The sequence below is a fragment of the Streptomyces sp. NPDC057697 genome (assembly GCF_042799335.1).
Classification (GTDB): Bacteria; Actinomycetota; Actinomycetes; order Streptomycetales; family Streptomycetaceae; genus Streptomyces.
Genome location: NZ_JBHVJA010000009.1, coordinates 158,427 through 183,541, shown reverse-complemented (window position 1 = coordinate 183,541; position 25,115 = coordinate 158,427). Strand labels below are relative to the sequence as shown.

Sequence of the window (25,115 nt, the reverse complement as noted above, 5' to 3'; positions counted from 1 at the left end):
ACGGGGTCGAGGGCCGGGGAAGGGAGTTCCTGACTCGCCCGGCCGTGGCCGGACTCACAGTGGCGGGACCGTGCCGGGCTCGCACCGGACTTCCTCCCCTGTCGCCGTCTGTGGCGACGACGGGCCGGCTGGCCCGTCACTAGGCATAGTAAGGGCCGGTCAGACGGTGGGGACATAGGGATCTGGTGAGATGGTCGGTATGCTCGCCGCCATGCCCCGACCAGCCACTTCGCCCTCACCGCCGGGAGACTCCTCTCCCCGGGACCGCGGTGACGCCTGTCCCGGCACGCTGCGGCTGCACCGGGCGGACGACGGCTCGCTGGCCCGTGTCCGGGTGCCGGGCGGTCTGCTGACGGCGGCGCGGGCGAAGGCTCTGGGAGCGGCGGCGGAGAGCCTGGGTGACGGTGAGTTGCATCTCACTTCGCGTGGCAACGTCCAACTGCGCGGACTGCGTCCGGACTGCGGCGGCGAACTGGCCGGGCGGCTGGGCGAGGCGGGGCTGCTGCCCTCCGCGCGCCATGAGCGGATACGCAACATCGTGGCGTCGCCGCTCTCCGGTCTCGACGGCCGGGGCGCGCGGGACGTCGGGCCCTGGCTGCGGGAGCTGGACGCGCTGCTGTGCGCGAGCGGGAGGACGGCGGGCCTGTCGGGCAGGTTCCTGTTCGTGCTCGACGACGGCCGGGGCGATGTGGACGCGCTGGGCGGCGATGTGACGCTGCTGGCGCGGGACGACGCGACGGCGCTGCTGCGGATCGGCACCGCCGCGGCCACGGTGCGGATTCCCGGCGCGCGGGCGCCGCGGGCCGCCCTGGTGGCGGCCGAGGCCTTCCTCGACCGGGCGGCGGGCACCGGCGCCTGGCGGGTGCCGGATCTGCCCGGCGGCGCGGACGCCCTGCGCGAGGAAGTCGTCCGACGGCTGCGGGAGACGGTCCCGGGCGGCCTCGCCGTCGAGGACCACGCCTGCCCGAGCGGCTCCGGGGGCCCCGCCCCCGGCGTCGTGACCGGCCCGGACGGCACGGCCGCGCTCTGCGTCGGGATCCCGCTGGGCCGCGTCGGCCCGGAGCAGTGGCGGGTGCTGACGGACACGGCCCGGCGCCGGGGCCGCGGCGAGCTGCGGCTGACACCGTGGCGCGGCGTGGTCGTGCCCGGGGTCCGGGCTTCGGAGTCGGCGGGGCTGCTGGACGAACTGGCCGCCACCGGCCTCGTCGTCGGACCCGACTCCCCCTGGTCCGGAGTGGGTGCCTGCATCGGCCGGCCCGGCTGCGCCAGGTCGCTGGCCGATGTGCGGGGCCAGGCGGCGGCCGTGGTGGGTCCCGTGGGCCCGCTGCCGGTGTACTGGTCGGGGTGCGAACGCCGGTGCGGTCATCCGCGCGGTGAGTGGGTCGATGTCGTCGCCACCCCCGACGGGCACCGGATCACCCTCGTGCGGGGCGAGGTGCGGGACGCCCCCGTGAGCGTTCCCGACGGCTCCGGCGGGCTCGCCGCCGCGGTGGCCGCGGCCCGCCGCGCGCACGGCTGACCCCGTACGCACCCACCCCTTGTACCCGACCCCCGCACGCCCGAGGAAGAGAGCGAAAGCACTGTGCACCAGTACGAGAAGGACGGACCGGCGATCTATCGCCAGTCCTTCGCCACGATCCGCGCGGAGGCGGATCTGGCCGGTCTGCCCGCCGATGTGAGCCAGGTCGCGGTCCGCATGATCCACGCCTGCGGGATGGTCGACCTCGTCCGCGATCTCGCTTTCACGCCGGACGCGGTCGCCCGTGCCCGTGCCGCTCTGCGGGCCGGTGCGCCCATCCTGTGCGATGTGGCCATGGTCGCCAGCGGTGTCACCCGCAAGCGGCTGCCCGCGGACAACGAGGTGGTGTGCACCCTGTCCGACCCGTCGGTGCCGGAACTCGCGAAGCGGATGGGCACCACCCGCAGCGCCGCCGCGCTGGAGCTGTGGCGGGACCGGCTGGAGGGCGCGGTGGTCGCCGTCGGCAACGCGCCGACCGCGCTGTTCCGGCTGCTGGAGATGGTCGAGGAGGGCGCGCCGCGCCCCGCCGCCGTCATCGGTGTGCCGGTCGGTTTCATCGGTGCCGCCGAGTCGAAGGACGCCCTGGCCGCGCACCCGTCCGGTCTTGAGCACCTGATAGTCCGGGGCCGTCGCGGCGGCAGCGCCATCGCGGCCGCCGCCCTCAACGCGATCGCCAGCGAGGAAGAGTAGACGTGAGCGAGCAGCAGACGGGCCGCCTGTACGGGGTCGGGCTCGGTCCCGGCGATCCGGCCCTGATGACCGTACGCGCGGTGGAGGTCATCGCCGAGGCCGATGTCATCGCCTATCACAGCGCCCGGCACGGGCGGTCCATCGCCCGGTCCATCGCGGCGAAGCACATCCGCGCCGACCATGTGGAGGAGCCGCTGGTCTACCCCGTCACGACGGAGACCACGGACCACCCGGGCGGCTACCGGGGGGCGATGGAGGAGTTCTACGCCGAGGCGGCGGCCCGCCTGGCGGTGCACCTGGACGCCGGGCGCACGGTCGCCGTGCTCGCCGAGGGCGACCCGCTGTTCTACGGCTCGTACATGCACATGCACAAGCGTCTCGCGGACCGCTACCCGACCGAGGTGATCCCGGGGGTCACCTCGGTCAGCGCGGCGGCCGCGCGGCTCGGTACCCCGCTCGTCGAGGGCGAGGAGGTGCTGACCATCCTGCCCGGCACGCTGCCGGAGGAGGAGCTGACCGCCCGGCTCGCGGCGACCGACGCGGCCGTGGTCATGAAGCTGGGCCGGACGTTTCCCGCGGTGCGCCGCGCGTTCGAGGCGTCCGGGCGGCTGCCCGAGGCGCGGTACGCCGAGCGCGCCACGATGTCCGGGGAGCGCGTGGGCGACCTGGCCGAGGTCGACGCGGGTTCGGTGCCGTACTTCGCGGTCGCGGTGCTGCCCAGCCGGATCGGGGCGCGGAGTCCCGAACGCGGCCCGGAGGGCGGCGGGGTGACCGTGGTGGGTACCGGCCCGGCCGGGCCGCTGTGGCTGACGCCCGAGACGCGCGGCGCGCTGGCCGCCGCCGACGACCTGGTCGGCTACACCACGTATCTGGACCGGGTGCCGGTGCGTCCGGGGCAGGTGCGCCACGGCTCGGACAACAAGGTCGAGTCGGAACGTGCCGAGTTCGCCCTCGATCTGGCCCGGCGGGGGCGGCGGGTGGCCGTGGTGTCCGGCGGTGACCCCGGGGTCTTCGCCATGGCGACGGCCGTCCTGGAGGTGGCCTCCCAGGACGCGTACGCGCAGGTGCCGGTGCGGGTGCTGCCGGGGGTGACGGCGGCCAACGCCGCGGCCGCCCGCGCGGGTGCGCCGCTGGGCCACGACTATGCCGCGCTGTCGCTCTCCGACCGGCTCAAGCCGTGGGAGGTGATCGCGGAGCGGCTGCGGGCGGCCGCCTCGGCGGATCTGGTGCTCGCGCTGTACAACCCCGGTTCGCGGAGCCGGACGTGGCAGGTGGGCAAGGCACGCGATCTGCTGCTCGAACACCGCTCGCCGGACACTCCGGTGGTCCTCGGCCGGGACGTGGGCGGCCCGGCCGAGAGCGTGCGGACGGTCCGTCTGGGCGATCTCGATCCCGCCGAGGTCGACATGCGCACGATCCTGCTGGTCGGCTCCTCGCAGACCCGCTGGGTCCGGCGTGCCGGCGGGGAGCAGATCGTCTGGACGCCCCGCCGCTATCCGGAGGGCTGAGTACGGGCGGCCGTCGGCCGCGGGCCGTGGGGGAGGTGTGCGCGCAGCCACTCCACGGCGGTTTCCGGGCCGTCGACGACCGGGACGCCCGGGGGTGCGGGGGGCCGCCGCACCACCACCACCGGGATTCCCGCCTCGCGGGCCGCGGTGAGTTTGGGGGCGGTGGCGGCTCCCCCGCTGTCCTTCGTGACGACGACGTCGATGCGGTGGCGGCGGATCAGCTCGCGTTCCCCGTCCAGGGTGAACGGGCCCCGGTCGAGCAGGACCTCCATGCGGGCGGGGTGCGGCTGCTCCGGGGCGTCCACCGAGCGCATCAGGAACCACAGCTCGTCCAGATCCGCGAAGGCGGCGAGCCCCGTGCGCCCGGTCGTGAGGAACACCCGCCGCCCCAGCGCGGGCAGGGCCGCCGCGGCCTCGGCGAGGGAACCGGCCGGGTGCCAGTCGTCGCCGTCGCCCGGCACCCAGCCGGGCCTGCGCAGTGCCAGCAGGGGAACATGGGCGGCAGCGGCGGCCGCTGCCGCGTTGAAACTGATCGTCCCGGCGAAAGGATGGGTGGCGTCGATGAGCACGTCCACCTGGTGCGTACGCAGCCATGCGGCGAGTCCGTCGGCTCCGCCGAAGCCGCCGATGCGGACCTCGCCCGGCGGGAGCCTCGGGCCCAGGACGCGTCCGGCGAGCGAACTCGTCAGCCGGGCACCGGCCGGGAGCAGTTCCACCAGCGACTCGGCGAGCCGGCGGGCCTCCGTCGTGCCGCCGAGTACGAGTACGTGCATCGGATCCATCCATGGGTGAGAGCGGGGGCGGACGCGACGCCCAGCTGAAACACACCGGTCTGCGGCCCGGCTGGACCACGGGCGCCTGTGCGACCGCGGCGGCCACCGCCGCGTACACGGCCCTGTTGTCGGGTGACTTCCCCGACCCGGTGACGATCACCCTACCCAAGGGGCAGACGCCCGCTTTCGCGCTCGCGGTGGAGGAGCTGGCCGGGGGCCGGGCCACGGCCGGGGTGGTCAAGGACGCGGGCGACGATCCCGACGTGACGCACGGCGCCCTCGTCCGGGTGACCGTGCGCAAGCTGCCGCCGGGCTCGGGGGTGGTGTTCCGGGCCGGGCCCGGTGTGGGCACGGTCACCCTTCCCGGGCTGCCGCTCGACGTCGGGGAGCCGGCGATCAATCCCGTGCCGCGGCGGATGATCCAGGACCACATCGCGCGGGTGGCGGCGGAGCACCGGGGCTCGGGGGACGTCGAGGTCACCGTGTCGGTGGACGACGGCGAGGAGATCGCCCGTTCCACCTGGAATCCGCGCCTGGGCATCCTGGGCGGTCTCTCCATCCTCGGTACGACCGGTGTCGTGGTGCCGTACTCCTGCTCGGCGTGGATCGACTCGATCCGGCGCGGTGTGGACGTGGCCCGTGCGGCGGGTCACACCCATGTGGCGGGGTGCACGGGTTCCACCTCGGAGAAAACGGTGGTGTCCGAGTACGGGCTGCCGGAGATCGCGCTGCTCGACATGGGGGACTTCGCGGGCGCGGTGCTGAAGTACGTACGGCGTCATCCGGTGGACCGGCTGACGGTCTGCGGCGGGTTCGCGAAGCTGTCGAAGCTGGCCGCCGGCCATCTGGACCTGCACTCGGGCCGGTCCCAGGTCGACAAGCCCTTCCTGGCCCGACTGGCCCGGCGGGGAGGTGCCGACGAGGCGCTGGCGGCCGAGGTGGCGGTCGCGAACACGGGTCTCGCGGCGCTCCAGCTGTGTCTCGCGCGGGGTGTGCCGCTCGGGGACCTGGTGGCCGTGGCGGCGCGGGACGAGGCGCTGTCGGTGCTGCGGGGCTCGCCGGTCGCCGTGGACGTCATCTGCATCGACCGGGCGGGCACGGTCGTCGGGCGCAGCAGCGTGCGCTGACCGGCCGCCCGGCCGATGCGGCGGCTCAGCAGCTGTGGCGGTCGCGGGCGGGCGAGTAGAGGTGGCTGTCGCGGAACTGCTCGGCGCCCAGGGTGCGGCCGACCATGATGACGGCGGTGCGGAGCACGCCCGCCGCCTTCACCTGCCCGGCGATGTCGTCGAGGGTTCCGCGCAGGACGAGTTCGTCCGGGCGTGAGGCCAGTGCCACGACGGCGGCCGGGCAGTCGGCCCCGTAGTGCGGCAGCAGCTCCTCGACGACGCGGTCCACGTACCGGGCGGCGAGGTGCAGCACGATCAGGGCGCCGCTGCGGCCCAGCGTGGCCAGGTCCTCGCCCGGTGGCATCGCGGTCGCGCGGTGGGCGACGCGGGTGAGGATGACGGTCTGGCCGACGGTCGGCACGGTCAGTTCGCGCTTGAGCGCGGCGGCGGCCGCCGCGAACGCGGGCACGCCGGGCACCACCTCGTACGGGACACCGGCCTCGTCGAGCCGCCGCATCTGCTCGTTGACCGCGCTGAACACCGAGGGGTCGCCCGAGTGCAGCCGGGCCACGTCGTGGCCGGCCCGGTGCGCGGCCGTCAGCTCGGCGGTGATCTGGTCGATGTCGAGCTGCGCGGTGTCCACCAGACGGGCGTTGGGTGGGCATTCGGCGAGCAGTTCCGCGGGCACCAGGCTGCCCGCGTACAGGCAGACCCCGCAGGCGGCGAGCGTGCGGGCGCCGCGCACGGTGATCAGGTCGGCCGCCCCCGGGCCCGCGCCGATGAAATAGACGGTCATGCGTTGTCTCCTGGGTCTTGCGCGGGCTCCTGTGCTGAGCTGTCCGCTTCGGTACGGGTCGAGGGTTTGTGCACGGACCACTGGGTGACCGGCATGGCCTGCCGCCAGCCGGTGAAGCCGCCGACCGGCACGGCGTGGGCGACCGCGAGCCGGACCAGGTCGCCGCCGTGGCGGCGGTGCGCCTGGGCGAGCAGCGCCTCGGACTCCAGGGTGACGGTGTTGGCGACCAGTCGGCCGCCGGGTGCCAGCGCGTCCCAGCAGGCGTCGAGCAGGCCGGGCGCGGTCAGCCCGCCGCCGATGAACACGGCGTCGGGAGCGGGGAGGCCGGACAGCTCGTCCGGGGCCCTTCCGGGGACCACCCGCAGGGCCGGCACGCCGAGGCGGTCGGCGTTGCGCACGATGCGCGCGGCCCGTGCGGGGTCGCGTTCCACGGTGATCGCCCGGCAGGTCGGGTGGCTCCGCATCCATTCGACCGCGATGGATCCCGAGCCTCCGCCGATGTCCCAGAGGAGTTCGCCGGGGGCGGGCGCGAGCACACCGAGGGTCGCGGCCCGGATGTGCCGCTTGGTGAGCTGCCCGTCGTGCTCGTACGCCTCGTCGGGCAGGCCGGGGACGGCGCCGAGGCGCGGTGCGCCGGGGGCACGGAGGCATTCGACGGCGATGACGTTCAGCGGGTCGCCCGGGGGGTGCGGCCAGTGGTCCGCGGTGCCCTCCAGGCATGCCTCGTCCGCCCCGCCGAGCTGTTCGAGCACGCGCATCCGGCTCGGGCCGAAGCCCTGTTCCCGCAGCAGTCCGGCGACCGCGGCCGGGGTGTCGGCGTCCGCGCTGAGGACGAGCACCCGCCGTCCGTCGTGCAGTGCGGCGGCGAGCCGTGCGGCGGGGCGGCCGACCAGGGTGACGGTCTCGGTGTCCTCGACCGGCCAGCCGATCCGGGCGCAGGCGTAGGACACGGACGACGGGTGGGGCAGGATCCTCGGCACACCGGGGCCGAGCACCTCGGTGAGGGCCCGGCCGATGCCGTAGAACATCGGGTCGCCGCTGGCCAGGACGGCGATCCGCGCCCCGGCGTGCGCGGCGAGCAGGCCGGGCACGGCGGGCCGCAGCGGCGAGGGCCACGGCACCCGCCGCCCCCGGCAGGACGGCGGGAGCAGCCCGAGTTGACGGGCGCCGCCGATGAGCACCTGGGCTTCGGCCAGCGCCGCGCGCGCCGCGTCGGTCAGTCCCGCCCATCCGTCGGCGCCGATTCCCACGACGGTCACCGCAGGTGGGGCGGGTGGGGCGGGTGGAGCGAGAGTCACGGCCGGTACCTCGGTGTTCAGGGGATGACGCAGCCGAACTCTACTGTCCGGCCGTGCGCGGGCCGTGGCCAGGTGGCCGCCCCCGTACCCTTATTGCACAGGGTTCGCAACTAATCATGAAGTGCAGGAGTGTGCTGTGGGGTCTCCGGTGGTGCTCGGAATCGAGTCGTCGTGCGACGAGACCGGCGCGGGTCTCGTCCGCGACGGGCAACTGCTCGGGCAGGCGGTGGCGTCGAGCATGGACGAGCACGCGCGGTTCGGCGGGGTCGTTCCGGAGATCGCGGCCCGTGCGCATGTCTCGTCGCTGACCCCGGTGGTGTCCCGGGCCCTGGCCGAAGCGGGGCTGCGCATGAAGGACATCGACGCGGTCGCCGTCACCACGGGCCCCGGCCTGTCGGGGGCGCTCCAGGTCGGCCTGGCCGGTGCGAAGGGGCTCGCGTACGCGCTGGGCGTACCGCTCCACGGGGTGCACCACCTGGCCGGGCATGTGGCCGCCGACACCCTGGAGCACGGCCCGCTGCCCGATCCGTGCGTGGTCCTGATCGTGTCCGGCGGCCACACGTCCCTGCTGCTCGTGCGCGATCTGGCCCGCGATCCGATCCTGCACCTCGGGGACACCCTCGACGACGCGGCCGGCGAGTGCTTCGACAAGGTCGCCCGCGCGTTCGGCCTGCCCTATCCGGGCGGTCCGGCCATCGACCGGGCGGCGCGGACGGGCGACCCGGGCGCGGTGGCGTTCCCGCGTCCGCTCACCGGGCCGGGCGACGCGCCCTACGCGTTCTCCTTCTCCGGGCTGAAGACCGCCGCGGCCCGCTGGGCGGAGCAGCACCGGATCCGCGGGGCCCGGCTCCCGCTGGCCGACGGGGCCGCCGCGCTCCAGGAGTCCGTCGCGGATGTGCTGACCCGCAAGGCCGTGGCCGCCTGCGGCGCGTACGGCGTGGGCACGCTGGTCGTGGTGGGCGGCGTGGCCGCCAACTCCCGCGTGCGCGCCCTGGCCGGGGAGCGGTGCCGGGCCGCCGGGATCACCCTGCGCGTGCCGCCGCTGCGGCTGTGCACCGACAACGGCGCGATGATCGCCGCGGTCGGGGACCTGCTGGTCCGCGCGGGCGCACGACCGGCGCCGCTGGACGTGTCCGTCGACCCGTCGGCGCCCCTGGAGTACGCCGCACTGCATCCGGTCGCCCGCGACACCACGGGGACCGCCGGTCACCCGGACCCGGTGGCCGGGAGCGCGCGGCGGTGAGCCGCGACGGAGACCCGCACCTCATCGGCATCCATGACCGGGACACTACGGAGACGGCCCGGCATCGGAACATCGGCCGGTGACCGCTCCGGGGCCCGGCCCCGGAGCGGTACGCGAACGGGAGGACCGGCCCGGTCAGGCGTTCTGGGCGCCGTTCCAGACGTCGTGCGCGGCGTTTCCGTACGCGGACGTGGCCGCAGCCGCTCCGTAACTGCCGGAGTAGGCGCCGGTCTGTATGGCGTTGCCGTCGGACTGGTAGTTCTCGATCCAGGCGCCGCCGCTCGCCCCGCCGGACAGGCCGTTGCAGTTGTCCATCAGGCGCTGTCCGCCGGGGCCCGAGTACCCCTGCCCCTCGCACCACACCGCGTAGTCCTTGTCGGCCGGCAGACCGATGATGTGCGCGTAGTTGCTGGACCAGTTGAAGCCGAGCCCGGTGGAGCCGACGACGTCCTGCACATGGCGGCCGTCCGGGGTGTCCAGGACGAGGAAGGCGTTGTCGTTCTCCTGGCCGCCTCCGGTGACCCAGCCCGCGCTGCGCCAGCCCCACCAGCCGTAGGGGGCGTTGCCCTTGTTGTAGTTGGGTGCGAAGCGGTAGTTGGTGCCGCCTTCACCGAAGCCGCAGTGCCGCGCGGTCGCCACCACCGAACGGTTGTTGCTCGTGACAACGTTGCCAGAGCAGATGTAGTCGCCCTTGCCGGGGATCGTGAAGTAGAGGCGCCCCACCGTCCCCCACACACTGGCCCGGGTCCGGACCCCCGAGTCCGTCCGGGGTCTCGTCGCGGGTACGTGCACCGGGTCGCCGCCCCGTGCAACGGTCGCGCCGCTCGGAGGCCGTGCCTCGGAGCCGGCCTCGGGCACGGGCATCGGCCGGGCCGCGCGGATCCGCGCCGGGGTCCAGTAGGCGTCGAGCCGGGCGCGCGAGTCGGTGTTGACGACCCGGGCGGTCCCGGAACCGGCCGGGGAACCGGTCGGCCGCTCCTGTGCGGCGGCCGTGACCGGCATCAGCGCCGCGCACAGACTCGCTGCCGCGGCGCACGCGGTGAGGGTGGTGCGGGTGAATCGACGTAAGCGCATGGGTACCTCTCTGGTTCGGGAGATGGAACCGGCACCCCACACTGTGTCAGCCCGGACCGGAGAAGGACCGGAAATCGGTCAACTCCGTCGGCATCAGCGGATGTTGGCATGACGGCGCGGCGTCGGAGGCGCGACCGGCGCACCTGTCGCCCGCCCGGGAGCCAATGGCTCGGCCGGCGCCCGCACGGGAACCTGTCGCCCGGACACCAGCGGCTTCGGGCGCCGGGCCGGGGCCGTCGCTGCCCGCCGCCTCCCGGGGGGGACGGCGCACTGCCGCGCGGGGAGGGACCGGCCGGAGTCCGCAGGGCCCGCGGGCCGGAAGGACAGCGGGCCGGCACTCCGGGTCCGTCGTGCCGCTCAGCCCTGCTGCCGGCGCCGGGCGGCCGCCGCGTTGCGGCCCGTCACCAGGTGCTTGCCGGCCAGCTGCTCGACGCCCACCGCGTCGCGCTCCGCGATCGCCCGGTACAGGCCCTCGTGTTCCCGCGCGACGCCTTCGAGGTCGTCGTGCTGTCCGAGCAGCCAGCGCATCCTGCTGCGCAGGGTGCTCTGGAGCTCGTTCAGGAGCTCGTTGTCGGCCAGGGCCGTCACCGTCTCGTGGAAGTCGGCGGCGGCCCGGCGGGCCCGTACGGCGTCTCCCTTGCCGGCCGCCTTCAGCTCGGCGTCGAGATCCGCGCGGAGCTTCTCCAGCCCCGCCCGGGTGCGCCGTTGGGCGGCGAGCCGGAAGGTGAGGGCCTCCAGGGCCGCGCGCACCTCGTCGAGGTCTTCGACGTCCGCCTCGGTGAACTCCCTCACGACGGCCCAGGTCCGCGGCCTGGGCGTCACCAGCCCCTCGGTGACCAGGGCCTTGAGAGCCTCCCGTACGGGCAGCCTGCTCACCCCCAGCTCCGCGGCGAGTTCGCGCTCGACGAGTTTGCTGCCCGGCTCCCGCACACCGTCGATGATCTCGTCACGCAGCTGGCGCGTGACCCGTTCCGACTCGGGCTCGAAGTCCCCAGACCCTGTCATGTGCTCGATTCTCTCATCACTCGGTGTGCGCATCCGGTACGCCGTCCGCGGCACGGGCTTGCCGGGCCGGTGCGTAACCGCGGGCACGGACCAGGTCGCGCGCGAGCCGGGTGAAGGCGCGGGCGGCGGCGCTCTCGTAGGCGCTCTCCCGGTGCAGCAGGGTGGCGACGCGGGTGGGCAGCGGGGGGTCGATGGGGATGGGGGCGAGATGGGGGTGGTCGTCCGTGATCGCGTCGGGCAGCACGGTGGCCAGCGTGCCGGCGCGCCGGACGATTTCCGTGAGGGCCTGGATGGTGTTGGCCTCCACGGCGATCGGCGGGCTGACGCGGTGCCCGGCGAAGTAGCCCTCGATATGGCTCCGGGTGGCGAAGTCGCTGCTGAGCAGCGCGAGTCGCTGGTCGGCCAGGTCCCGTACCGGCAGTGGCCGGTCGCCCCGGGCCTCGGCTCGGGACGTGGCGACGACGAGGCTGAGGGTCTCGGTGAACAGCGCGGTCGGGGTGACGCCCGGCGGATGGGGCCCCTCGAAGGCGATCCCCAGGTCGAGGTCGTCGGCCAGCAGACCCGCCTCGATACGGTCCTGCGTCATCTCCCGCAGCTCCAGCGTGATGCCGGGGTGGCGGGTATGCAGCGCCTCCACGAGCGGGCCGACGAGGTAGGCGGTGAAGGTCGGCGTCACCGCCAGGCGCAGATGTCCCCGGGAGAGGTCCGCGACGTCGAGGACGGCGCGGTCGGCGGCCGCCAGTTCCCGCAGCGCGCGTCGGGCGTAGTGCACATAGGCCTCGCCCGCGTCGGTGGGGCGGACACCGCGGCCGCCGCGGTCGAGCAGCTGGACGCCGACGACCCGCTCCAGCTGCTTGATCTGCTGCGACAGCGTCGGCTGCGAGATGCGCAGCTCTTCGGCGGCACGCGTGAAGTTGCCGTGCTCGGCCACCGCGATCAGATAGCGGAGATGACGCAGTTCCGGACCCATGCACGAAGTATAGAGAGGATCAATCGATACGCCGGAGCGGGCACCCTGCCACCTATGACCCCCTTCCCTCCATGACATGACTCGTGGGACGTCCGGAGCGGAGCCACCAAGCCCCGAGGTATTGATGCAATCTATAAAGATGATGGATAACAAGACTTGGACACTATAGGCACAGGTCATGCATGGTGGATCTCGTCAGCCCCTCGGGCCGACACCCCACCGAAAGGAGTGACCGATGCAGGACTTCACGGACGGCCTCGCGCGTTTCCACCGCGACGTCTTTCCGGCCAAGGCGGGGCTCTTCGCCCACCTGGCCACGACGCACCGGCCGAAAACCCTGTTCATCGGCTGCTCGGACGCCCGCGTGGTCCCCGAGCTGATCACCCAGAGCGATCCCGGTGAGCTGTTCGTGATCCGCACCGCGGGCAATCTCGTTCCCGCCCACGCGGCCGGTTCGGACGGCATCGCGGCGAGCATCGAGTACGCCGTCGCCGTACTGCACGTGACCGACATCGTCATCTGCGGCCACTCCTCCTGCGGTGCGATGACCGCCCTGGCCGAGGAGCACGATCTCAGTGCCGCGCCGGTCGTCGCCGGCTGGCTGCGGCACGCGGACGCCGCTCGGGCCCGGACCGCCGCCGCTCCAACCGCGTCGGGACCGGCCAGGGTGGCCGCCCTGGTCCGGGCGAACGTGGCCGCGCAACTGCGGAACCTCACCACCCACCCCTCCGTCACCCGCGCCCTGGCGGAACGGACGCTCACGCTGCACGGCTGGGTGTTCGACATCGCCACCGGAACCGTCGAGCCGGTAGACGCCGACCCGGTCGCGGCCTGACCACCCCCTCACCCCCAAGACCGCCCGGCCGCACATCGAGGCCGGCGCCCCGAAAGGAATCCCCGCCATGGCACACGCCCAGTTCGACCCCACCGCCCGCCAGGCCCTCTCCGTCGCCGCCGTCGAGGCGAAGACCCGCAAGGACCTGACCTGGCAGCAGATCGCCGACGCCGCAGGTCTGTCGGTCGCCTTCGTCACCGCCGCCGTGCTCGGTCAGCACGCTCTTCCGGAGCACTCCGCCGAGGCCGTCGCCGAACTCCTCGGCCTCGACGAGGACGCGGCGATGCTCCTGCAGACCATCCCGACCCGCGGATCGATCCCCGGCGGCATTCCCACCGACCCGACCATCTACCGCTTCTACGAGATGCTCCAGGTCTACGGCACCACCCTCAAGGCCCTGGTCCACGAGGAGTTCGGCGACGGCATCATCTCCGCGATCAACTTCAGGCTCGACGTGAAGAAGGTCGCCGACCCCGAGGGCGGCGAGCGCGCCGTCATCACCCTCGACGGCAAGTACCTCCCCACCAAGCCGTTCTGACCCCGGCCGGCACACCGTCCCGGGCGGGCCGGACCCACCGCACCGTGTGAGTCCGGCCCGCCCCGGCTCCCCGCCCCGCACCACCAACCGCTCCCCCAAGGACCTCCTGTGGACTTCGCCCAGCGCACCATCGACATCGCCCGCAAGAACGTGGAGGAGGGCGGACGCCCCTTCGCCACCGTCATCGTCAAGGACGGCGAGATCCTCGCCGAAAGCCCCAACAGGGTCGCCCAGACCAACGACCCCACCGCCCACGCCGAGATCCTCGCCATCCGGGACGCCTGCCGGAAGCTCGGCACCGAGCACCTGGTCGGCGCGACCATCTACGTGCTCGCCCACCCCTGCCCGATGTGCCTGGGGTCGCTGTACTACTGCTCCCCCGACGAGGTCGTCTTCCTCACCACCCGTGACACCTACAAGCAGCACTACGTGGACGACCGCAAGTACTTCGAACTCGAAACCTTCTACGGCGAGTTCGCCAAGGACTACACCGAACGGCGGCTCCCCATGCGCCACGAGCCGCATGACGGTGCCGTCGACGTGTACCGGCTCTGGCAGCAGCACAACGGCGGCGACCGCCACGTCCCGGGGGCGCCGACGGCCGCCTAGGCAGTGTCCGGCGGATCACGCAACTGTCGGATCGCTGGGTCGTTGTGTCTGGCATGGGGCGGGGTGATCTGACGAATGCCGAGTGGGTGCGGCTGGAGCCGCACTCACCGGCGGCGGGACCGCGTAGGGGACGGTGGAACGACCACCGCAGGGTGATCGACGGAATCTTGTTCCGGGTCCGGACGGGCATACCGTGGCGGGACCTGCCCGAGCGTTTCGGCAGCTGGAAGACCGTTTATGAACGGCACCGGCACTGATCGGCGGACGGCACGTGGGACCGGATCCTGTGTACCGTCCGGGCCGACGCCGGCCTCGCGGGCCGGATCGAGGAGCGTGGTCGGCGTCGACTCGACGTCCTGCCGTACCCAATCGATGTCTCCCGTGTCGTCCTCGACTCCGCCCACGTGAGGGCTGAAAAAGGGGCGCACAAACAGGTCCGAGCCCCGTGGACCGAGGCAAGCCGGGTTCCGGGATGCACGTCCTGTCGGACGCGAACGGACTGCCCTGGTTGTCGGCGTCTCAGCGGCCGACGTCCACGACAGCGAAGGACTGAAGCCGATGGTGACCGGTCACCGAACGAGACACGATCCCCATCGCAGCCGCTGCTTCAAGCCCCACGACTCCACGGCGACAAGGCCCACGACATCCCTCACCAGCGTAAATGGTTACGCGACAAGCGCATTGGCGTGCGCATCGCCCGCAAAGGCATCGAGTCCAGCAGGCGGTTGGGCCGTCGCAGGTGGGTGATCGAGCGCACGATGTCGTGGCTGTCCGGCTACCGTCGACTCGGCCCACGCTACGAACGAAATCCTCGCAACTACCCGGCCTTCCTTGGCCTCGCTGCTCTCTGCTGCTACAAACGGCTCGCCCGCCCCACCACGCAAGACACTTCTCAGGAACCCCCGCTGCCGCCCCCACCTGCTGGAAGAGGCTCGCTCAAATCATTCGGGACACGGTCCTGTTGACTCATCGCGGTGACGAGGGTGGAGGAGATGTGGGCCAGGGCGGGGTCGGCGGCGATGAAGAACGTTTCGACTCCCGCCAGCTCGTGGTTCATGCGGGCCATCGGCATTTCGTAGTCCAGGTCGGAAACACCGCGGACTCCGCGGATGACGACGTCGATTCCGGCTCGGCGGCAGTAGTCGACCAGCAGGCCGCCGGTGTGGGAGTCGACCGTGACGTTGCTCAAGTCGGTTGCTGCCGCGCGGAGCCGGTCCAGCCGTTCCGTGATGGGCAAGCGGCCGGTCTTGTTCGAATTGAACATCACGCACACGACGACCTCGTCGAACAGGAGGGCAGCACGCCGGAGTACGTCCTGGTGCCCTTGAGTGACCGGGTCGAAGGATCCTGGGAAGAGGGCTCGCATGAGCGGAAAGAGTAACAAGCGACCGCCCCTGGTAGTGAAGTGCCGGGGCAGCCACATCACCAAGATCGAGCGTGACAGGGAGAACATCCAGCGGGACGGGACAACCGCAACGTCACACGTAGATCACGCGCCACGTGGGACTACGCCTTACTGATCGTTTCAGAATGAGTTGAGCTACGGGTCTTGTGCTCGACGATCTTGATCGGCACCGTGTTCCGGACCGAGCGGCCTTCGCGGGTGTCATGTACGTCTTGCGCACCGGTGTCGCCTGGCGTGATGTCCCGGCCGAGACCGTGGGCTGCTCCGGCGTAACGGCCTGGCGCCGGCTGCGGGACTGGACCGAAGCTGGCGTCCGGCCACGTCCGCACGCCGCCCTGCTGACCGAACTGCGCCGCGCCGACCTGCTGGACCTGGATGACTGTGCCGTGGACGGTTCGCACGTCCGGGCCCTCAAAGGGGGATCACGTCGGCCCCTCTCCCGTCGACCGTGCCCGTCCCGGCTCCACGCACCATCTGGTCGTCGACCGCCATGGCACCCCGCTCGTCGTCACGCTCACCGGTGGCAACCGCCATGACGTCACCCAGCTCCGGCCACTGCCGGACGCAATCCCAGCGATTAGGGGTCTGCGAGGCCGTCCCCGCCGCAGCCCCCGGCGTCGGTATGCCGATCGGGGCTACGACTTCGACAAGTTTCGACAAGTACCGTCGTCTGCTGTGGAAGCGCGGCATCAAGCCGATGATCGCCCGGCGCGGCGTGGCGCACGGCTCCGGGCTGGGCAAGGTGCGTGGGTGGTCGAGCGTGCCTTCGCCTGGCTGCACCAGTTCAAGCGGCTCCGCATCCGCTACGAACGACGTGCGGATCTTCACCAGGGCCTGCTCGAACTGGCTTGCAGCTTCATATGCCTTCGCCGCCTCCGAACTTCATTCTCCAACGATCAGTGAGGGGTGCTCGCCAGCTGGGTAGCGGTGTCGTCGCCTCGCTCAGGGCCTCAGCGAGGCCGAACGTCAATGCCGGGCCGGTCCGTGGGACTTCGCTCTGCTTGTGGCCGGCGTGATCCTGCTCGCTACCTTCGTGTGGGGGCATAACCACGCGGCTGGCCGCCCCTGGGCGGCACCGACGAACAGATGCTCCAGCTCCTGGAGCCATATGCCGTGGGCAGCCCGGCTCATCCTGTCGTCGCCTGCCCCACCGCGGGGCACTCCGGGCGCCGCACAGTCGCCTCGCTCATCTCCGACACGGCCGGGAGGAGGGTTAGGCGTTGGCGGTGTCGATCGGCTGTCTCCAGACGAGCACGGCGACGGTGCCCGCGAGGATGACCGCGGTGAGTGCGAAGGGGACGGGGGTCAGGGGGTCGATCAGGATCAGGAGGCCGGCCAGGGGCAGGATGGTGTTGACGACGCGGTCGGCGTGCGGCCTGATCGCCAGGGCCCAGATGCCGAGGACGAACACTGCCAGAGGGATCGTGTAGGAGAGCGATGCCCAGGGCTGGTGGAGGTCGCTGTGCCCGGTGAGCACGTCGATCTCGACCTCGATGCCCGCGGAGAACGCACCGGCGGCGGCGAAGATGAAGAAGTGGCCGTACCCGTAGGCCAGGGAGCTGGAAAAGCTTGAGATGGCGTGATGGTGCGGCGGCCAGAAGTAGATCCACCACAGGGCGGCGGTGGCAACCAGCGTCAGTGCGGCGACGCCGATCAGAGGCGTGAGGTGGTCGGCCTCGTGGAGAGCCTCGATGATCGCGTTGGCCGACGCGAGCAGGCTCTCACCGAGCAGGATGAGAGTGAACAGGCCGTAGCGCTCGGTGATGTGGTGCGGGTGCCACGGGGTGGAGCCGGTGCGCTCGGCGACGATCGGCACGGCAAGTTCGGCGCCCACCAGGACGACGAGGGCGACGAAGAACGTCGATTCCGGCAGCAGCAGGGAGGCCAGCCACAGTAGTTGGACGCCGGTGATGCCGCCGGCGTAGATGAGCGTGGCGCGCCGCGCCTGTCCGGCGGAGCGGGAGGCGCGCAGCCACTGGGCGACCAGGGCCAGGCGCATGACGACGTAGGCGAGGATCAGCACCGAGTAGTCGTGGTCCTCGAAGGCCGGTTTGATCCCGGACGCGAGGACGAGCACGCCGCCCATCTGCACGATGGTGAGCACTCGGTAGAGCCAGTCGTCGGTGTCGAAGGAGGTGGCGAACCAGGTGAAGTTCATCCAGGCCCACCAGATCCCGAAGAACACGATCCCGTAGTTGAGGATCCCTTCGAGGACGTGCCCGTCCGTAAGGGCGTGGTGGAGCGACACTGCGGCGATGCTGACGGCGACGACGAAGACGAGGTCGAAGAACAGTTCGAGGGTGGAGGCGGTGCGGCCCTCCTCGTCGGGGTCGCGCGGCCGCATCGGGACGAGCCGGAATCGGGATTCGACGGTCATGACGGGGATGCCTCCGTGTCCTGGTCATGGGAGGTCCGCGACCAGGGATGGGGTGCCCGGTCCCGGACGCTTGCCGTAGAGGGTGGGACGACGGGGATGACTTGACCGTTCGCACCGGCAGACCGGGCTGGTGATGGCGGGCGGAACAGGTCGTGCGGTCCGGGGCGTCACCCGCCCCGGACCGCTGCACGCATCCGGGGCTTCACTCCTCGGGGACCACCTCTAGGGTGTTGCGGCGTACGGGCTCGGTCGACATCGTCACCGAGTACTCGCTGTCGGCGTACTTCTCCAGGTAGGAGGCGTCGACGGCCTGGTTGGTCTTCTCGTCGTCGGGGTCGACGGGCACGAAGCGCACCGGCTTGTCGACCCCGCCGGCCGAGATCCGGCCCCGGCCGGTCTTCAGGGCCGGCCCGTACCACTTCCCCTGCGTGCCGTTGTAGGAGCGGATGAAGATCCGGTCCCCGACGGGCACGGACCAGATGTCCACGGTCTTCGGGGTGGTGCCATCCGGCAGGGTCGCCCCGACGGTGAAGTAGGTCTCGGCGTTGATGCGCTCGATCTCATCCGGGGTCCAAACGGCCATGGCCGGTCTTCCTTTCGCGTCTGCGGTCATGCTGCCCGGCATGATCGGTGCGGGGCAGCGACGACTGCCCGGGTCAGAGCTTGTCGGCGAAGAAGGGGCCGAGCTTGCTGACGGCCTCGGCGACCTCCTTCTCGCCGTCGTAGAGCTCCATGTGGTTCGATCCCTCGACGACGTGGAAGGACTTGTCCTTGCTCGCGGCGCGCGCGAACAGGTCATCGCTCATCCACTTCGATCCGGCCTCGCTGCCCGCGACGACCAGCAGCGGCTGCGTGAGGAACGCCTCGGCCTTGTGGAAGGCGTCGTAGGTGATGATCTGGCTCAGGCTGCGCGCGGTCATGAAGCCCGGCGCGTTGGGGTGCTCGCAACGCGGCGTGTGGTAGTACTCCCACGCCTGACGCAGCTCCTCGTTCGGCGCGTCTTCCTCGCGCATCGGGGCCAGCGGGAAGGGGTTGTCCTTGCCCTGGACATCGGTTGTGCGGGCTTCCGCGCCCATCGCGAGCAGGGGGGCCGCGTCGGCGTCGGCGACGTCGCCCGTCCAGCCGTTGCGGAACATCTGGCCGATGTTGACGAGGCTCACGGTGCCCACGGCCTTGATGCGGGGGTCGTTGATCGCGGCGTTCGCGGTGTAGCCGGCCCCGGCACAGATGCCCATCGCGCCGATGCGGCTGCTGTCCACGTAATCGAGCGTGGTCAGGTAGTCGACCACGGCGCTGACGTCCTCGGTGCGGATGTGCGGGTTCTCCAGCTGTCGCGGCTCCCCGGTGCTCGCGCCCTGGAACGAGGCGTCGTAGGCGACGGTCACGAAGCCCTGCTCGGCGAGCTTGCCCGCGTACAGGCCCGCGGCCTGCTCCTTCACCCCGCCGCCCGGGTGGGAAACGACGATCGCCGGGTAGGTCTTCGACGCGTCGAAGCCTTCCGGGAAGTTGATCACCGCGGCGAGGGTGGTGCCGTAGCCGTTGAGGGTCTCGATGCTGATGTTCTCGCTCATGACTTTCCTCGGGTTGATGTCCGAATGGGTGTTTCCGGGTGGGCCGGGCTCACAGGTGGGTGCCGAAGAACTCCGTCGCGGCCTCGATGGCCTGGCGCGTCGGCTCCGGCCGGTCGTAGAGGTCGTAGTGCGAGGTGTCCTCCACGACGAGGAGCCGCTTGTCCTTCGAGGCGGCGCGGCCGTAGATCTCCTGGCCGTCGCGGTAGGCGCCGAACCCGCCGGGCTTGTCGCCGATCACGACCAGCAGCGGCTGGGTGAGCAGCCGCTCGGCGCCGAAGAACGCGTCCCAGCCGATCGCCGCCGCGCGACGCGACAGCACCGCGCTCGTGGCACCGCCCGCGCTCTGTCCCCGGCCGGTCTTGTAGTAGTCCGTGGCCTCCAGCACGTCGATGTCCCTCAGCCCCGCCTCCCGTCCGGCCTCGACCGAGGCGGGCAGGAGATCGTCGACCCGCGGATCCGCGCCGCGGGCCTCGGCGGTGCGCTGCGCCGCCATCTGCTCCAGAGCGCCGATCGGGTCGTAGCCGCCGAATGACTCGCGGCTGAGGCGCCCGAAGTTCACGCCGGTGATGCTGGTGACGGCCTTGATCCGGCGGTCGGTCATGGTCGCGTTGATGACGTAGCCGCCACCCCCGCAGACCCCGATCCCGCCGATGCGGTCCGCATCGACGTACGGCAGGGTCACGAGGTGGTCGACCGCGACGCGGACGTCCTCCACGCGCTGCGCGGGATCCTCGATCAGGCGCGGTTGCCCGCCGCTCTCACCCTGGTAACTGGCGTCGAAGACCAGCACCACGTAGCCGGCCTCCGCCAGCGCCTTCGCGTACACGTTGCCGGCGGTCTGTTCCTTGCAGCTGCCGATCGGGTGAACGCTCACGATCGCCGGATAGGAGCCGTTCTCGTCGAAATCAGCAGGGAGGTGCAGGATTCCCGCCAAATCCCAGGCCATCCCCGGAGAACGGAAGCTCACACGCTCGGTCCGTTCAGTCATGATTCCTCCTGGATATCCCGCTCATCGTCGCCCCGGCCGCGGGCCGGCGCCCGTCGGCTCTTACGACATCAACTGTGGTTGCCCCCGATCGAGGGTGGAAGGCTGCGATAGAACCCCCCTCAGAGGGGGGTCTGGCGGAACCTGGCCCCTGGCCTCGATCGCCCATAGCGTGAGGTCATGGCACCGAAGGACGAGCGCGTACGGGACTTCCTGGCCACCCGCCGCGCGAAGATCACCCCCGACATGGCCGGCATCCCGAAGGGCGGCGGAGCGCGCCGCGTCCCCGGCCTGCGCCGGGAGGAGGTCGCGATGCTCTCCGGCGTCTCGGTCGACTACTACACCCGGATCGAGAAAGGCGACCTGACAGGGGTCTCCGACGAGGTCCTCGACGCCCTTGCCCGTGCCTTGCAGCTGACCGAGGACGAGAGCGCCTACCTCTACGACCTCGCGCGCACTGCGCGCCGCCCCTCGCGGGCGAGGAGACAGCCGAAGGCCGCGGCGGGCGTGCCCCAGCAGGTACAGCTGCTCATCGACGCGATGAGCGCCACTCCCGTCATCGCCCTGAGCAGGAGGCTCGATGTCCTCGCGTCGAACGCTCTCGGCCGGGCCCTGTTCGACATGGCCTTCACCAGCCCGACCCGGCGCTCATCGGCCTCCCCGCCTAACCTGGCCTCCGTCGTCTTCCTCGACCCCGCCGCGGCCAGGTTCTACGACGACCTCGACGACGCGGCAGCCGCGTGCGTGCGCATCCTCCGTGCCCAGGCCGGCGCGACACCGCACGACAAGCAGCTGATACAGCTCGTCGGCGAGCTGTCCACGCGAAGCACCGACTTCAGAACCCGCTGGGCCGCTCACGATGTCGGCGTCCACCGCGCGGGCAGGAAGACCCTCCACCACCACCAGGTCGGAGAGCTCATCCTGGGCTTCGAGGAACTGACCCTCGACTCCTCTCCCTCCATCACCCTGTCCGCGTACATCGCCGAGCCCTCCTCCCCCACTGCCGAGCGCCTGCAACTGCTGGCCACCTGGGCAGCGACGACCGCGGCGGCGCACCCGTGAATCAGGCTGAGCCGCCCGCCGACGCGGGTCGTCTCGATGCCGCCGGTCTTACGCAGCACGGTCTCGGGCATGCCCGAGACCGTGAACCGTTCTTCGGCGCGGAACAGCTCGGTCAGCAGGGCGGCGTCCAGGCGTGGCCAGACGCCGGCCCCCGTCCAACCCCGCAGCCGGCTCCAGGCCGTCACATCGAACCGCCGATGCCGACCGATCCGGTCCCCGCGGCCGGTGACGGGCCGACCACCGCCGAACCGTGGAAGCCGTCGCGTGGAAGTACCGCACGTACGCGCCTCGGCGAGACCTGCCGGACGAGCTCGGCTCGTTCCGGACTGCTCACATACGCCTGATCAGCTGGGCCGTGGACGGCAGTTGGGAACACATCCTTGCCTCACGTTCTGGCGGCAGCCGGCGCTGATGGAGACATCGGCTGCACCGTCCCGGTGGTCCCCACCGTCTGCCGAGCCCGCCGGCACACTGCCGGTATCAGGAAAAAAAGGGGGTGGCGGGCCGGGGCGAACCCGATGGCCATGAACCCCTCGGACTCGCGATCTCCCGGCGCCCGTGGACTTTCAGGGAGAAGGACCCCGGTTCTTTCGTCTCGATCGGGCCGGATCGGCAAGTGGCCCGCCCCGGCGCCCATGAGGTGGCACCGCCTGGGCAGTCTCGGAGCAGCGGGTCCGCGTCGAGACAGCAGGAGGAACGGATGCCCGAGCAGGAATTCCCGCCCACGCGGGTGGCGGGCAGGGGTCGCGGCTGGTACCGGGGCGACTGCCATGTGCATTCGGTGCACTCGGACGGCACGCTGACGCCGGACCGGCTCGCGTCCGCCGCCCGCGCGGCGGGGCTGGACTTCCTGGCCACCACCGAACACAACACGGCCGGGGCGCACAGCGCCTGGACCCCCTGCGCGGGCGACGACCTGCTGGTGATCCTCGGCGAGGAGGTCACCACCCGCACCGGCCACTGGCTCGCGCTGGGCATCCGCCCCGGACAGCTGGTCGACTGGCGGTACGGGCTGCGCGACGAGCGGATCGACCGCCATCTGGACGAGGTGCACCGGGCCGGTGGGCTGTGCGTGGCCGCCCATCCGCACGCACCGTACGCCTCGGGCACGTTCATGTACCCGTACGAGGGCTTCGACGCGGTGGAGGTGTGGAACGGGCGGTGGAGTTCGGACCTGCCGTGGAACGCCGACAACGAGGCGGCCCTGGCCGAGTGGGGACGCGGACTGGCCGCGGACGTCCACCGGGGGCGATGGCGTCCGGCGATGGGCAACAGCGACGCCCATCTGGAGGGCCAGATCGGCGTCCCGCACACCGTTGTGCTCGCCGACGGACTGAGCACCGGAGCGGTCCTCGCCGCGATCCGGGCCGGCCGGAGCTGGATCGCCGGATCGGCCGCCGTCGAACTGTCCTTCACCGCCTCGGCCGGTGGGGCGAGCGCCGGAGTCGGCGAGCGGCTGGAGGCTCGGGGCGCTCCGGTCGAGGTACGGGTCGGTGTACGCGGGGTTCCCTCGGGCACGGTCGGCTTCCACACCGAGCGGGGAAGGGCGCACCACGCGTCGCTGCCCGGATCGGGAGCGGGCACCGTCGTCTGGCGCACCGACCCGGCCGAGTCCTCGTTCGTCCGGGTCGAGGTGCGCCACCCCGACGGGCGGATGGCGGCGCTCGCCAACCCGGTCGTCCTGGGCTGAGCGCGCGACGCCGTCCGGTCAGTCCCGCTCTCGGGCGAGGTGGCGCCACAGGAAGGTGTGCGCCAGGGCCTCGATGTGGGCGGTCTGTTCGTTGTCACCGGCGCCCGCGTGGCCGCCGCCGGTGTTCTCGTGGAGGAGGACCGGCTGCCCCAGCTCGCGCAGCCGGGCGGCGGCCTTGCGGGCGTGGCCGGGGTGGACGCGGTCGTCACGGGTCGAGGTGGTCAGCAGGACCGGCGGGTAGGCCCGGTCCGCGGTGAGCCGGTGGTACGGGGAGAGCTCCTGGAGGTGGGGCCGGTCGGCCTCGGAGTCCGGGTCGCCGAACTCGGCGGTCCAGGAGGCGCCCGCGAGGAGCTTGTGGAAGCGGAGCATGTCCAGCAGCGGCACCTGTACGACGAGGGCGCCGAACAGGTGGGGGAAGCGGGTGAGCATCGCGCCCATGAGGAGGCCGCCGTTGCTCGCTCCCATGGCGCCCAGCATGGCCGGGGTGGTGATGCCCCGTGCGACGAGGTCCCCGGCGACGGCGGCGAAGTCCTCGTAGGCTCGGGGCCGTTGCGCGCCGAGCGCGGCCCGGTGCCAGTCCGGCCCGTACTCGCCGCCGCCCCGGATGTTCGCGACCACGTAGGTGCCGCCGCGCTCCAGCCACGCCCGGCCCGTCACCGCGTCGTAGGAGGGGGTGAGCGAGACCTCGAACCCGCCGTAGCCGTACAGCAGCGCGGGGCCGGGGCCGTCGGGGGCGCCGGCGGGGCCGATCACGAAGTACGGCACCCGGGTGCCGTCCGGGGAGGTCGCGAAGAACTGCTCGGCCGCAAGCCCCTCCGTGCCGAAGCGGGCCGGGGCCTGCTTGAGGATCTCCGAGTCCGCGTCGACCCGGCCGTGGTGGAGGGTGGACGGCTGCAGGAAGCCCGACACGTCGAGGAAGTACTCGTCGGAGACGTCCGGATCCGTGTCCGCGACCGCGACGCAGGACAGCGCGGGGACGTCGGCGAGCGCACGGCGCGTCCAGCCGCCCCCGGAGGCGGGGGTGAGCACCTCGATGCGGGTGCTGACGTCCCGCATCGTCTCCAGGAGCAGATGGTGGCGGGTCCAGGAGTGCCCCGCGAGGGCCGTCCGCTCGTCCGGGGTGAAAAGCACCTGCGCGGTGCGGTCCCCCGCCAGGAAGGCGTCGAAGTCGAACGCCAGCAGGGAACCGGCCGGCTGTCCGAGCCAGGCGGACTTCGGGGCGACGATCAGGTATCCGCGATGGGCGTAGGCGGTGGCGTCGTCCGGAACGTCGATCCTGGTGAGCGTGGCGTCCGGGGTCAGCAGGAACATCTCGCTGCGGAAGAAGTCCAGCCACCGGGCGACGAAGTCCCGTTCGAATCCGGGCGTGGTGTCGTGCCAGGCCCAGGCGGCCACGTCTCCCGTGTCGGCCTCGAAGACCTGGGCGGCGTCCTCCAGCGGCGTGCCGCGCCGCCATCTGCGGACCGTGCGCGGATACCCGGCGTCGGTCAGGGAGCCCGGACCGAAGTCCGTGCCGACGAAGACGGTGTCGGCGTCGATCCACCCGATCCGTGTCTTCGCCTCCGCCACCCGGAAGCCGTCCTCGACGAAGGCGCGGGCGGCGAGGTCGTACTCCCGGACCACGACGGCGTCACCGCCGTCCCGCGACAGGCACACCAGGGCCCGGCCGTGGTCGGGGTGGCGCAGCTGCGCCCCCGCCCAGATCCACTTCTCGTCCTCCGCCTCGGCGAGCGCGTCGACGTCGAGCAGGATCTCCCACTCGGGGTCGTCCTTGCGGTACTGCTCCAGGGTCGTGCGCCGCCACACTCCACGCGCGTTCCGGGCGTCCCGCCAGAAGTTGTAGAGGTACGAGCCGTGCCGGACCGTGCGGGGAATGCGGTCCGAGGCGTCCAGCACCTCCCGCAGGCGCTCCTTGAGGCCGGTGAACCCGGCGTCGGCGGCCAGTGCCGCGTCCGTCTCGGCGTTCCGCTCGGCCACCCATCGGAGCGCGGCCTCGCCGTCGATGTCTTCCAGCCACAGGTACGGATCTTCATCACTCACACACCGCATTGTGCAGGCACC

Annotated in this window: 23 protein-coding genes, 3 pseudogenes and 1 riboswitch; of the genes and pseudogenes, 14 read left to right on the top strand and 12 right to left on the bottom strand. The window is 72.0% G+C overall.

Annotated features, from left to right (window positions below; all coding sequences use genetic code 11):
* Positions 1-23 precede the first annotated feature (23 nt).
* A riboswitch (cobalamin riboswitch) is annotated at positions 24-96 on the bottom strand.
* Positions 97-199: 103 nt separating this feature from the next.
* The 3 genes from cobG (at position 200) to ACFVFH_RS23295 (ending at position 3,717) form a co-directional block, all read left to right on the top strand.
* Positions 200-1,519 carry a precorrin-3B synthase gene (gene cobG, locus ACFVFH_RS23305; RefSeq protein WP_383772114.1) on the top strand — a complete coding sequence of 440 codons (1,320 nt, stop codon included), beginning with the start codon at positions 200-202 and terminating at the stop codon, positions 1,517-1,519.
* 63 nt (positions 1,520-1,582) lie between these two features.
* Positions 1,583-2,209, top strand: a complete 627-nt coding sequence (locus ACFVFH_RS23300) for a precorrin-8X methylmutase (RefSeq protein ID WP_383771862.1) — start codon at positions 1,583-1,585, stop codon at positions 2,207-2,209.
* Between the two features lie 2 nt (positions 2,210-2,211).
* Positions 2,212-3,717 (top strand): precorrin-2 C(20)-methyltransferase, encoded by a 1,506-nt coding sequence (locus tag ACFVFH_RS23295; RefSeq protein ID WP_383771860.1) that lies wholly within the window; start codon positions 2,212-2,214, stop codon positions 3,715-3,717.
* On the opposite strand, the gene ACFVFH_RS23290 is transcribed toward ACFVFH_RS23295, so the two are convergent.
* On the bottom strand, positions 3,702-4,490 hold the full coding sequence (locus ACFVFH_RS23290) for a cobalt-precorrin-6A reductase (RefSeq protein ID WP_383771858.1): 789 nt from the start codon (positions 4,488-4,490) through the stop codon (positions 3,702-3,704). The genes ACFVFH_RS23295 and ACFVFH_RS23290 overlap by 16 nt on opposite strands.
* Positions 4,491-4,501: 11 nt before the next feature.
* Between ACFVFH_RS23290 and ACFVFH_RS23285 the strand changes: the two genes are divergently transcribed.
* A complete protein-coding gene (locus ACFVFH_RS23285; RefSeq protein ID WP_383771856.1) occupies positions 4,502-5,617 on the top strand; it encodes a cobalt-precorrin-5B (C(1))-methyltransferase in 1,116 nt (371 codons plus the stop codon).
* 25 nt (positions 5,618-5,642) lie between these two features.
* Here the strand turns inward: ACFVFH_RS23285 and cobM are convergent, their stop codons facing one another.
* Together cobM and cbiE are read right to left on the bottom strand one after the other, a co-directional pair.
* A complete protein-coding gene (cobM, locus tag ACFVFH_RS23280) occupies positions 5,643-6,392 on the bottom strand; it encodes a precorrin-4 C(11)-methyltransferase (protein WP_383771854.1) in 750 nt (249 codons plus the stop codon).
* Positions 6,389-7,690 (bottom strand): precorrin-6y C5,15-methyltransferase (decarboxylating) subunit CbiE, encoded by a 1,302-nt coding sequence (gene cbiE, locus ACFVFH_RS23275; RefSeq protein ID WP_383771852.1) that lies wholly within the window; start codon positions 7,688-7,690, stop codon positions 6,389-6,391. Before cbiE ends, cobM begins: the two co-directional genes overlap by 4 nt.
* A gap of 136 nt (positions 7,691-7,826) precedes the next feature.
* Here cbiE and tsaD point away from each other — a divergent pair, with 136 nt between their 5' ends.
* Positions 7,827-8,933, top strand: coding sequence for a tRNA (adenosine(37)-N6)-threonylcarbamoyltransferase complex transferase subunit TsaD (tsaD, locus tag ACFVFH_RS23270; RefSeq protein WP_383771850.1), 1,107 nt, complete (start codon positions 7,827-7,829; stop codon positions 8,931-8,933).
* A gap of 135 nt (positions 8,934-9,068) precedes the next feature.
* Here tsaD and ACFVFH_RS23265 read toward each other — a convergent pair whose 3' ends face one another.
* The 3 genes from ACFVFH_RS23265 to cynR form a co-directional block, all read right to left on the bottom strand.
* On the bottom strand, positions 9,069-10,007 hold the full coding sequence (locus ACFVFH_RS23265) for a peptidase (RefSeq protein ID WP_383771848.1): 939 nt from the start codon (positions 10,005-10,007) through the stop codon (positions 9,069-9,071).
* 357 nt (positions 10,008-10,364) lie between these two features.
* Positions 10,365-11,012 carry a GntR family transcriptional regulator gene (locus ACFVFH_RS23260; RefSeq protein WP_383771846.1) on the bottom strand — a complete coding sequence of 216 codons (648 nt, stop codon included), beginning with the start codon at positions 11,010-11,012 and terminating at the stop codon, positions 10,365-10,367.
* A 16-nt stretch (positions 11,013-11,028) separates the two neighbouring features.
* Entirely contained in the window at positions 11,029-11,982 is a 954-nt protein-coding gene (gene cynR / locus ACFVFH_RS23255) for a transcriptional regulator CynR (RefSeq protein ID WP_383771844.1), read from the bottom strand.
* Between the two features lie 235 nt (positions 11,983-12,217).
* On the opposite strand from cynR, the gene ACFVFH_RS23250 reads away from it, so the two are divergent.
* The 4 genes and pseudogenes from ACFVFH_RS23250 to ACFVFH_RS23235 form a co-directional block, all read left to right on the top strand.
* Entirely contained in the window at positions 12,218-12,817 is a 600-nt protein-coding gene (locus ACFVFH_RS23250; RefSeq protein WP_383771842.1) for a carbonic anhydrase, read from the top strand.
* A 67-nt stretch (positions 12,818-12,884) separates the two neighbouring features.
* Positions 12,885-13,355, top strand: a complete 471-nt coding sequence (gene cynS, locus ACFVFH_RS23245; RefSeq protein ID WP_383771840.1) for a cyanase — start codon at positions 12,885-12,887, stop codon at positions 13,353-13,355.
* A 108-nt stretch (positions 13,356-13,463) separates the two neighbouring features.
* Entirely contained in the window at positions 13,464-13,964 is a 501-nt protein-coding gene (locus ACFVFH_RS23240) for a nucleoside deaminase (RefSeq protein WP_383771838.1), read from the top strand.
* A gap of 53 nt (positions 13,965-14,017) precedes the next feature.
* A pseudogene (locus ACFVFH_RS23235) lies at positions 14,018-14,328 on the top strand (transposase); the annotation flags it as partial.
* Positions 14,329-14,856: 528 nt separating this feature from the next.
* On the opposite strand, the gene coaD reads toward ACFVFH_RS23235, so the two are convergent.
* Entirely contained in the window at positions 14,857-15,330 is a 474-nt protein-coding gene (gene coaD / locus ACFVFH_RS23230) for a pantetheine-phosphate adenylyltransferase (RefSeq protein ID WP_383771836.1), read from the bottom strand.
* A 242-nt stretch (positions 15,331-15,572) separates the two neighbouring features.
* Here coaD and ACFVFH_RS23225 point away from each other — a divergent pair.
* Both ACFVFH_RS23225 and ACFVFH_RS23220 read left to right on the top strand, forming a co-directional pair.
* Positions 15,573-15,623, top strand: a pseudogene (locus tag ACFVFH_RS23225) (hypothetical protein); the annotation flags it as partial.
* Positions 15,624-15,744: 121 nt separating this feature from the next.
* The gene (locus ACFVFH_RS23220; protein ID WP_383771834.1) at positions 15,745-16,272 is read left to right on the top strand and encodes an IS5 family transposase; all 528 of its coding nucleotides are present in this window, start codon (positions 15,745-15,747) and stop codon (positions 16,270-16,272) included.
* A 310-nt stretch (positions 16,273-16,582) separates the two neighbouring features.
* On the opposite strand, the gene ACFVFH_RS23215 is transcribed toward ACFVFH_RS23220, so the two are convergent.
* From ACFVFH_RS23215 to ACFVFH_RS23200, 4 genes are all read right to left on the bottom strand, one after another.
* The gene (locus ACFVFH_RS23215) at positions 16,583-17,746 is read right to left on the bottom strand and encodes a low temperature requirement protein A (RefSeq protein WP_383771832.1); all 1,164 of its coding nucleotides are present in this window, start codon (positions 17,744-17,746) and stop codon (positions 16,583-16,585) included.
* Positions 17,747-17,948: 202 nt separating this feature from the next.
* Complete coding sequence (locus ACFVFH_RS23210; RefSeq protein ID WP_383771830.1) at positions 17,949-18,329, bottom strand: DUF2255 family protein; 381 nt, start codon at positions 18,327-18,329, stop codon at positions 17,949-17,951.
* A 73-nt stretch (positions 18,330-18,402) separates the two neighbouring features.
* Positions 18,403-19,317 carry an alpha/beta hydrolase gene (locus ACFVFH_RS23205; protein ID WP_383771828.1) on the bottom strand — a complete coding sequence of 305 codons (915 nt, stop codon included), beginning with the start codon at positions 19,315-19,317 and terminating at the stop codon, positions 18,403-18,405.
* A gap of 49 nt (positions 19,318-19,366) precedes the next feature.
* Positions 19,367-20,305 carry an alpha/beta hydrolase gene (locus ACFVFH_RS23200; protein ID WP_383771826.1) on the bottom strand — a complete coding sequence of 313 codons (939 nt, stop codon included), beginning with the start codon at positions 20,303-20,305 and terminating at the stop codon, positions 19,367-19,369.
* Positions 20,306-20,482: 177 nt separating this feature from the next.
* Here ACFVFH_RS23200 and ACFVFH_RS23195 point away from each other — a divergent pair, with 177 nt between their 5' ends.
* The 3 genes and pseudogenes from ACFVFH_RS23195 (at position 20,483) to ACFVFH_RS23185 (ending at position 23,054) form a co-directional block, all read left to right on the top strand.
* On the top strand, positions 20,483-21,364 hold the full coding sequence (locus ACFVFH_RS23195) for a helix-turn-helix domain-containing protein (RefSeq protein WP_383771824.1): 882 nt from the start codon (positions 20,483-20,485) through the stop codon (positions 21,362-21,364).
* Between the two features lie 244 nt (positions 21,365-21,608).
* A pseudogene (locus ACFVFH_RS23190) lies at positions 21,609-21,776 on the top strand (transposase); the annotation flags it as partial.
* Positions 21,777-22,064: 288 nt separating this feature from the next.
* The gene (locus tag ACFVFH_RS23185; protein WP_383771822.1) at positions 22,065-23,054 is read left to right on the top strand and encodes a CehA/McbA family metallohydrolase; all 990 of its coding nucleotides are present in this window, start codon (positions 22,065-22,067) and stop codon (positions 23,052-23,054) included.
* A gap of 18 nt (positions 23,055-23,072) precedes the next feature.
* Here the strand turns inward: ACFVFH_RS23185 and ACFVFH_RS23180 are convergent, their stop codons facing one another.
* A complete protein-coding gene (locus ACFVFH_RS23180) occupies positions 23,073-25,103 on the bottom strand; it encodes a prolyl oligopeptidase family protein (RefSeq protein ID WP_383771820.1) in 2,031 nt (676 codons plus the stop codon).
* Positions 25,104-25,115 lie beyond the last annotated feature (12 nt).

Bases quoted from the DNA above. Each gene is read 5' to 3' on its own strand.
- ACFVFH_RS23260 (WP_383771846.1), bottom strand. From the start codon at position 11,012: ATGACAGGGTCTGGGGACTTCGAGCCCGAGTCGGAACGGGTCACGCGC.
- ACFVFH_RS23200 (WP_383771826.1), bottom strand. From the start codon at position 20,305: ATGACTGAACGGACCGAGCGTGTGAGCTTCCGTTCTCCGGGGATGGCC.
- ACFVFH_RS23180 (WP_383771820.1), bottom strand. From the start codon at position 25,103: ATGCGGTGTGTGAGTGATGAAGATCCGTACCTGTGGCTGGAAGACATC.
- ACFVFH_RS23205 (WP_383771828.1), bottom strand. From the start codon at position 19,317: ATGAGCGAGAACATCAGCATCGAGACCCTCAACGGCTACGGCACCACC.
- ACFVFH_RS23195 (WP_383771824.1), top strand. From the start codon at position 20,483: ATGGCACCGAAGGACGAGCGCGTACGGGACTTCCTGGCCACCCGCCGC.
- cynR (WP_383771844.1), bottom strand. From the start codon at position 11,982: ATGGGTCCGGAACTGCGTCATCTCCGCTATCTGATCGCGGTGGCCGAG.
- ACFVFH_RS23185 (WP_383771822.1), top strand. From the start codon at position 22,065: ATGCCCGAGCAGGAATTCCCGCCCACGCGGGTGGCGGGCAGGGGTCGC.
- ACFVFH_RS23265 (WP_383771848.1), bottom strand. From the start codon at position 10,007: ATGCGCTTACGTCGATTCACCCGCACCACCCTCACCGCGTGCGCCGCG.
- ACFVFH_RS23210 (WP_383771830.1), bottom strand. From the start codon at position 18,329: ATGGCCGTTTGGACCCCGGATGAGATCGAGCGCATCAACGCCGAGACC.
- ACFVFH_RS23290 (WP_383771858.1), bottom strand. From the start codon at position 4,490: ATGCACGTACTCGTACTCGGCGGCACGACGGAGGCCCGCCGGCTCGCC.
- cynS (WP_383771840.1), top strand. From the start codon at position 12,885: ATGGCACACGCCCAGTTCGACCCCACCGCCCGCCAGGCCCTCTCCGTC.
- cobM (WP_383771854.1), bottom strand. From the start codon at position 6,392: ATGACCGTCTATTTCATCGGCGCGGGCCCGGGGGCGGCCGACCTGATC.
- ACFVFH_RS23250 (WP_383771842.1), top strand. From the start codon at position 12,218: ATGCAGGACTTCACGGACGGCCTCGCGCGTTTCCACCGCGACGTCTTT.
- ACFVFH_RS23220 (WP_383771834.1), top strand. From the start codon at position 15,745: ATGACTGTGCCGTGGACGGTTCGCACGTCCGGGCCCTCAAAGGGGGAT.
- ACFVFH_RS23285 (WP_383771856.1), top strand. From the start codon at position 4,502: ATGGGTGAGAGCGGGGGCGGACGCGACGCCCAGCTGAAACACACCGGT.
- coaD (WP_383771836.1), bottom strand. From the start codon at position 15,330: ATGCGAGCCCTCTTCCCAGGATCCTTCGACCCGGTCACTCAAGGGCAC.
- cobG (WP_383772114.1), top strand. From the start codon at position 200: ATGCTCGCCGCCATGCCCCGACCAGCCACTTCGCCCTCACCGCCGGGA.
- ACFVFH_RS23215 (WP_383771832.1), bottom strand. From the start codon at position 17,746: ATGACCGTCGAATCCCGATTCCGGCTCGTCCCGATGCGGCCGCGCGAC.